The sequence below is a fragment of the Streptomyces sp. SBT349 genome, assembly GCF_001083795.1.
Lineage (GTDB): Bacteria > Actinomycetota > Actinomycetes > Streptomycetales > Streptomycetaceae > Streptomyces.
Genome location: NZ_LAVK01000373.1, coordinates 1 through 7,042 on the forward strand (window position 1 = coordinate 1; position 7,042 = coordinate 7,042).

A 7,042-nucleotide genomic window follows, 5' to 3' on the forward strand; every position below is an offset into this window, starting at 1 on the left:
GACAGGAACAAGGTCGAGCTGTGCTTCACCCCGACCTACGCCTCCTGGGCCAACCCGATCGAAGCCCACTTCGGCCCGCTGCGGCAGTTCACCCTGGCCAACTCCCACCACCGCAGCCACCCCGCGCAGACCCAGGCACTGCACGCCTACCTGCGCTGGCGCAACGCCAACGCCCGCCACCCCGACGTGCTCACCGCCCAACGCCGAGAACGCGCCCGCATCCGCAGCGAAAAGGGCATCCGCTGGGGCGGACGCCCCCTCACACCCGCAGCCTGACCAACCCGGCAACCTAAACGGTCACAGCACTAGGCGTGCCGGCATACGTCGCGCCACTGGTGGCTCCTGCGGTGGATCTGTCCGTCCTCGGTCTCCTGCTGGGCGTGCGTTACCTCGCGCTGCATGGCACACCGCGTGAGCAGATTCGCCCGGCTCGCCGTCTGCTGGTGCTGGCCAGTGTGATGACGCTGGCGTTGAACGTCACGGAGCCGCTGCTGGCTGGGCACTACGGCCGGGCGGCGTTCGACGCGGTCGGGCCGCTGCTGCTGATTGGCTGGGCGGAAGTCGGCCCGGGTCTGTTGCAGGCCATCACCACCACGGGAAGCCGTTCGACGGCGGTCGACGAATCCGTCGACGCGCCCGATCAGACGGGTGTCCGTACACCGAGCCAGCAGGAGACCCCGTTGCCTCCCGCGCCTTCCGGTCACCGGACCACGTCGCGTCTTGAGGATCCCCGGAAGCTGGGGCTGCGATCGGAGTCCGACGCTAGCGGCGGGTCGGCCAGGAAGCGCTCCCTACTGGTGGACGAGGTGCTCCTTGCCCGCGCCCGCGTGGAGGATGCGCGTCACCGGGAGGAGCACCAGCGACCGATCTCGGCCGAGACCCTTCGCAAACGACTGCGCGTCGGAGCCGAGACCTCCCGGAAGCTGGTATCCGCAGTGCGCTGGGAGAAAGGTGAGGTCAGGCATCGGCAGGGAAGAGGCAGGGCAAACGACGTCGAACGAGGAGAGACGGCGCGCCGTATGTCCGAGAGGGTGAGTCTGCCAGTAGGCCGAGGGCCGTGATCCGACTCGGACCAACCCGATCCAACGAGTCAAAGACTCATGGAAGGTCACAATGCACCTGGCGCAAGCCGCCCCACCCCCGCCGCTGCCGGCGATCGCTGAAAGAATGCACGCAAGGCAGCGCGGGGCCTCGGGCGTTCAGCAGAGGGAGTGGGAGGATGGGGGCGGACGAGCAAGACACTGGCGAGCGGGTGCTGGCGCAGGCAGCAGCGCTCTTTTCCGCACGGGGCGACATCGGCTCGGTCACGCTGCTGCGGGCCGTGCACCGACTGGACTTTGAGCAAACCGATGACGGGTTTGTCACGGAGACGAACTGGCACGACTACTACTGGGCTGCCGTCTTCTACGTGGAGGAAGTCGACTCTCCGGCGTTCCCCAAGGAAGTGCTGGAGCACCTGCTGCCCACGCTGACAGAGGTCGCGCGCCAGAACCAGAGACCCGCAGTCGACAGGATTCTCGTACGACCCCTGCTCCCGGAACCGGCTCGCGACTGGCGACAGAGACTCGGGGCTGCCCCCGAAGCCACGGTAGACGCCCGTCGGCACCGCATCACTGACCTCACCCGGCGGCGCATCTTCGATGTCCTGCGCCTGCAGAACACTGACTGGGCCGGTGATCTGAACGAGGTCGACTTTCTCCAGCGCCTCTACGACCTGGATGCGCTGCCGAGTAACGACCCTCGCTTCGCCACAGCAGAAGGCGACATAGTCCAGCATCGCTTCAACAATGATGACTGGGACAATGACTGGGTCTTCACTGACGTCCGATTCTTCCTAAGCGACGGACCCGACGAGACGTTCCTGCGGTTCCTATCCGAGATGATCCACCCCGTGGTCCGCTCAGACGGTACGGAAGTCGAGCGACTACTGCGGATCTTCAACGACGCGCTCGGCCGGGACGGCTACGCTCTCGTCCCCGTCGACAGCATCAGCGGATACTCCCTCTACGCAGGCCGCCGAATCCCCATCTCCGCCATGCCGGCCATCCCTGGCCTGATACAGGACACGTTCAAAGGCGAATACGGGGTTTCAGCGGTGCCGATCAGCAAGGACGGATCGAGTCCTCAGGCTGGCGCCGGGTACGATACAGTGCGGCGCCGTGCGCGCGGCGAGCGCAAGGACTACCGCCTGGACCCTGGACCGTTGACAACGGGAGGCCAGGCCGAAGTCTTCCGGGCCGTCCACAAAACGTCTCAGACCGTCGTCGCCTTCAAGCGTCGGACCTCCCAGATGGAGATACCGACCGCACGCATGCGCAGAGAGATAGACATCTCCCGCGTCCTCGACGGCCACCCCCACTACATGCCCATCCTCGACGCCAACGCCGAGGAGGGATGGCTTATTATGCCCATGGCCGTGGCCACGGCAGCCGAGCGCCACAATGAGCTGCAGGACCCTCAAAGGCTCCTTGATCTCGCCAGATCCCTGATCGACGTCCTCGCCGTGGCCCACCGCCACGATTGGCTGCACCGCGATATTAAACCGCAGAATATCCTGCTGCTCGACAACAAATGGACACTCGCGGACTGAGGCATCGTCCGTCGCCCACGGGGAGAAACCACGAAGGTCGGCCGCACTCGCTTCTCCATCGGCACCGAGGGCTTCGCCGCACCCGAGCTTTCCATCGACGCGCACGAAGCAACGCATGCCAGCGATATCTACAGCCTCGGTCGGGTAATCGCGTGGGCTCTGACGGGCGAGAACCCACAACCCAACGTCGCCCTCTACCCGTCGCCCGGGCCCTGGCGCACCATCGTCCGCAAGTCCACGGAACACGATCCACAGCATCGGCCGCAGAGCGTTCAGGATCTGCTGGAGCTCATTGACCAGGAACTCGCCGGCCCCCCTCAGCCGCTGGAAGAGAGGGCGCAGGGCCTGCAAGTGCGAGCGCAGTCAGGCGACCAGGCCGCTATCGAAGCACTGCTGGACCTGGCCGCTGAGCACCCCGAGCACTACGAACTCTACCTTCACGCCGTCACCGAACTACGTCCCACACAAGCCGCCCTGTCCCTGATGAGGAATCCGAGGCAGGCCACGCACGTGCTGCAGTCCATGACGAAACACGTCGATGGGGGTGGTGCAAGGCGGGTGCGGTTCGGGGAAGCCGCCCGTGCCGTGATGTGGCTGCACGGGGTAGCCGCCCACGCAGCACAGCAGCGCGCATGGGACCTACTCGACGAAGCCGTACGCAGCATGCTTGTCTGGGACGGCGCCTGGGACCAGTGGAGTGCCCAGGACCGAGTCACCCCATGGCTCCGCTCCCTGTCCGGGGACGCTGCTCGACTTGTTGCCGCCGCACTGCGCGACCACCCAAGTTCCGCGCGGCACTTCCTCGGCCTGGCCCAACAAGCTTCAGTTGATAGCGGGATTCGACTTGCTGTTCAAACTGCCAGCTCTGCTCAGCGGTTCTGATCCCTCAGAAGTGAGTAGGCTTTCCACGAGACCGCGCACCTTCTCCTCCCACTGATCCAATTCCATGTGTCGTCGGCGACTATGACCGGATCGTGCATGCAGCGCAAGAGGAAGCGGAGATCATCAAGTGCCGCCGTACCGCCAGCGCTGGAGGGTCGAAGTCCGACACTGAGGAGGAGCGTGTCCCGCTCTGTGGTATCAAAGCCGAGCGTTTCATCCGCCACCCGCCCGATGTCGTGGCGGTCTGGATGGATTGCCTCGGCCTGAGTCAGACTCCTGACCCGAGCAGCCAGAGCATCGTGACTCCGGGGGGGTTCCGGCCCTGGCCGGCCGCAGGGCGGGTGCGTCCTGCTACGAGGTGAGCACGCAGCTCGCACTTTCTGTATAACTGTGGCTGCTGCCAGTTCACCCCTCAACGGTGATAATCGGTTGATGGATTCCTCACGGACCAACACAGTGCAGCCGTTCGGGTTGCCCGACTCTTCCAGCGGGGGCATATACTCCGCTCATGGCTAAGAAGATCGTCACTGTCTACACCGATGACCTCACCGGCGCGGAAGCCGAGGATGTCGATACCCACCGTTTCGCCCTCGACGGCGTGAACTACGAGATCGACCTGACGTCCGACTCGTTCGACAAACTGCTTGAGGCGCTGAACCCGTTCATTGAGAACGGACGCAAGACCGTCCGCGGGAAGCGAGCCGCGATCGGCGCCAGGCGAGCAGCAGCCGTGGACTCCTCCAAGATCCGGGAGTGGGCGAAGGAGCAGGGGATTGAGGTCAGCGAGCGCGGCCGGGTGCCGGCCAGCGTCCGGGAAGCATACGAGAAGGCCCATTGACCAGTACCCCGTATGCTGTCGGCTCCCTTCCCTGATGGAGAGGGCCGGAGCTACTTCAGCAGGTGTATAGAGAAGTGGCCGTCAATAATGACGTGGGTGTTATCTTCGAATCTCTCGTGAGCTGCCGCGGAAGTTGCCGGCATTACCCGATGACTTACTTCTAATTCATTTGTTCGCGGAGTTTCCATGCGACGGAGGCCGAGCCGCAAGAGCCGACGGTTGCCAAGGTCGACCTCTGATCGCCTGACTAGGTGCCCTGAACGCTGGAGACAGAGCACCTATGGGTTACCAACTACGGTGGCCAGCGGGCCGCACCATTCCTTTCGGGGCGTTTCCCGCGGTGTCGAGGCCACCAGCCGCATACTTCTTGCCGCTAGTCGTTGGTGTGGATTGGTCAGCTTGTGGGCGCTCTCAACGTTCCCTGTGTATCACGTAGCGTTACGGGGGCGATAACAACTGAAATACCGCCAGACGTGCGATCCTTCTCGACTGCTCGTAGTTTTGCGGTAATTTAATTAGGTTTGGGATGATATTTTGCTGCCGTTGCTCTCAATCGCTTGCTTGGCTTACTGGAAAGCCGGTGACAGCGCGTGCTGAACTATCGGGGCCGAGTAGATCTCCCGCTGTGAAAGGAGCGGATCTTGCCCGATGTCGCGTGCAACGGTGCCCACGAGAGCCTGTAGCATCCGTACTTGGAACTCCGCGTTGGAGGCTTCCGAGTGACCCTCCAGCGGCTCCCTGTCCGGCTCTGTATGGCCTTGGCGGCAGCCGTGTCATCAGGGATTCTTACGTGGTTACTTGGGTGCTGATCGGTGTTTTCAATATCGAGCCGATCAGCCAGGCTCCGAAACAGCGTAGCGGCACTTCCGGCCGCGGGTACCGATCGCGTATGAGAGCCTCTGGAATAGTTTATACTCGTACGCGCTCGAAGGAAGGCATCCCGGGTGGGGCCTGCGTGAGTGAATGAGGTGATTACCCCGGGTACGATACGCACTGGCACGAATGAATAAGATGGCGCGCATGGGTGCGCACCCGCAGTGCCGGGCAGGGGTGCCAAGGCCCGAGTTCCTCAACTGCTCGGTCACGGCCGGGTCAGCGGACGACCCGCGGGCGCGTCGGCTGACCGAAGCGCTCGACTCGGCCACCGGCGCTGGCTGTGTGTGGAGGCGGCCCTGCTCAGGGGAGGGGTGGGTGGCCGGTCACTCGTGATTCCTCTGGCTCTTTGGCATGCTGCGGCATGAGTTGCTGCGCTGGGACGCGCTGGGCCCTGCGGCGAGGCGAGTGGGGCGCTTGCGCATTGCTGCCTGTTGAGGTCGAACACAGGACCCCGACCTCCGCCCCGCAACTGGTGCAGGGGCTAGCTGCCGCGAATTGGACGTGGTCAGCATGCTTCGCTCGCACACTATGGATACGGAAGGCGGGCTCGCCTTGTGGATCGCGGCACGGCTCGCCGCCTGCGGCGTAGCAGTAAACGCATGCGATGGACTCGGCTAGCTTCGAGTGCGCTTCGGCTTCTTGACGTCGGTACTCCTGCTCCTTCTCCTGCCGCAGACGCTCCGCCTCCTGATGCTCGGCTGCCGTCTTCTGCCGTCGCTCCCAGGATGCGGGGTGGTTCGGGCACTCGCCACGGACTGAGAGGTTCCATCGGCATGGAGAGCCACCCTTGGTCGCCTCATTGCAGCGGTGGTCCTCGTTCCCAGGACCGTGGTGCGGGCAGGACTCGACTTGAGTATTGACGCGGCAGGGCCGCCCCGTGCTTGGCGCGATCGCTCCGCAAAGCCAGGGCACGATGTTCTCTTCAGCTACGGAGATTGCCGCCGTGATGTAGTCGGGCCAGTCCGAAGCTGTCGTCTTCTCACGCCACCATTGCGGCGACGCTGTGATGGTCAGCCAGCCGGTGCCGTCCGTGCTGAGTCTAGGGCGAGGCAACACGTGGTCGTTGTCCCAAGAGGTGGTCGTCACGGTCAGCCACGATAGGGGGCTCCATCACCGCCTTGGCACAAGGACTGCGGAAGGGGAGTGATGTCTGCGCCTGTTCTTCACCTGGACGGATCTGTATGGACGGCTTCAAGTTGACCGCTCCCCTCCCGACCTCGGGCAGTCGACGCGACCGTGCGTGAGCATCCGTACGCCGCCACGAACGCGTTGCGAGAGAGTCACATAGGCGGGGTGGGGTCAGAAGCGACGGTTCCGTTTGGCGGTTGCTGCGGCGGCGTAGGCAGCGGCTGCATCGGGTGAGGGGCCGGGGGCCGGGGCCCAGTCGTCGTGGCGCGCGGTAAAGGGGTACCAGCGGTGGTCGGGGCCGAGACGTACTTGGAGTTGGGCGTGTTCGTCGGTGATGTGATTGCCGTCGACGCGTAGAGGAATGGCCACGGAGGGGCGGATGCGGTCGATGTCCTGGATGGCGTTTTGGATTGCGGTCGGGTCGGGTTCGGTGCGGTAGAGCGTGGCGTGGACGCCATGTGGGCCACCGAAGGTGTGTGCGGCGCGCAGGCGGCCGAATTCAGCAGGGCGGAGTCCGGCGCGTTCCGCTGCGTCATTGGCTCGGGTGGTGTCGGTGTGGCCGTCCAAGAGACGGGCAAGGTCGATGAGGGAGTCGGTGATCGGCGGGGCGCCGGTGAGGGGGGCGGCGGCGCGCTGGGGGGCGGCGCGGGCTGTCTCTTTTACACAACTTACGCCGCCGACGAAAAAGATGAGGGAGGAGATCGCTGGTGGCGGCGTCATAAAAAAAA

The 7,042-nt window shown here is 64.4% G+C and carries 4 protein-coding genes and 2 pseudogenes; 4 read left to right on the forward strand and 2 right to left on the reverse strand.

Annotated features, from left to right (window positions below):
- From ADY01_RS30380 to ADY01_RS30395, 4 genes and pseudogenes are all read left to right on the forward strand, one after another.
- A pseudogene (locus ADY01_RS30380) lies at positions 1–276 on the forward strand (IS630 family transposase); the annotation flags it as partial.
- 35 nt (positions 277–311) lie between these two features.
- Entirely contained in the window at positions 312–1,061 is a 750-nt protein-coding gene (locus ADY01_RS30385) for a SpdA protein (RefSeq protein WP_234320476.1), read from the forward strand.
- Between the two features lie 158 nt (positions 1,062–1,219).
- Positions 1,220–2,590 carry a protein kinase domain-containing protein gene (locus ADY01_RS41040; protein ID WP_234320477.1) on the forward strand — a complete coding sequence of 457 codons (1,371 nt, stop codon included), beginning with the start codon at positions 1,220–1,222 and terminating at the stop codon, positions 2,588–2,590.
- A gap of 1,390 nt (positions 2,591–3,980) precedes the next feature.
- A complete protein-coding gene (locus ADY01_RS30395; RefSeq protein ID WP_049579880.1) occupies positions 3,981–4,310 on the forward strand; it encodes a histone-like nucleoid-structuring protein Lsr2 in 330 nt (109 codons plus the stop codon).
- A 1,176-nt stretch (positions 4,311–5,486) separates the two neighbouring features.
- Here ADY01_RS30395 and ADY01_RS41945 read toward each other — a convergent pair.
- Entirely contained in the window at positions 5,487–6,272 is a 786-nt protein-coding gene (locus ADY01_RS41945; protein ID WP_420715756.1) for a zinc finger domain-containing protein, read from the reverse strand.
- Positions 6,273–6,485: 213 nt separating this feature from the next.
- Positions 6,486–7,042: pseudogene (locus ADY01_RS39440) on the reverse strand (hypothetical protein); the annotation flags it as partial.

Bases quoted from the DNA above. Each gene is read 5' to 3' on its own strand.
- ADY01_RS30395 (WP_049579880.1), top strand. From the start codon at position 3,981: ATGGCTAAGAAGATCGTCACTGTCTACACCGATGACCTCACCGGCGCG.
- ADY01_RS41040 (WP_234320477.1), top strand. From the start codon at position 1,220: ATGGGGGCGGACGAGCAAGACACTGGCGAGCGGGTGCTGGCGCAGGCA.